We start from the raw sequence: 316 nt of genomic DNA, 5'->3' as shown, positions 1-316 counted from the left end.
GTGCAACAGCGCACCGCCGTCGGTCTGGTCGGCCTGCTGGTCGCCCTCTATTCCGGTATTAACTGGATGGGCAACCTGCGCGAAGCGATCCGCGCTCAATCGCGCGACGTCTGGGAGCGCCGGCCGCAGGACGAGGAGAAAATCTGGGTCAAGTACTTCCGCGATCTTATCTCGCTGATCGGTCTGCTGGTGGCGCTGATTATTACGCTGTCCATCACCTCCGTCGCCGGCTCCGCCCAGCAGATGATTATCTCCGCGCTGTATCTCGACAACATTGAATGGCTGAAACCCGCCTGGCGGCTAATCGGCCTCGCCA

At 61.1% G+C, this 316-nt stretch carries 1 protein-coding gene; it reads left to right on the top strand.

Annotation, left to right across the window (positions count from 1 at the left end; translation table 11 throughout):
* Window positions 1-316, top strand: a 316-nt coding sequence (locus ACSIPU_RS30885) for a YhjD/YihY/BrkB family envelope integrity protein (protein WP_435322516.1), incomplete at both ends; no start/stop codon positions are given.

This window comes from Klebsiella sp. HN106, assembly GCF_051209435.1.
GTDB classification, from domain to species: Bacteria; Pseudomonadota; Gammaproteobacteria; order Enterobacterales; family Enterobacteriaceae; genus Klebsiella; species Klebsiella oxytoca.
This window is presented reverse-complemented; position numbering and strand designations above follow the sequence as displayed.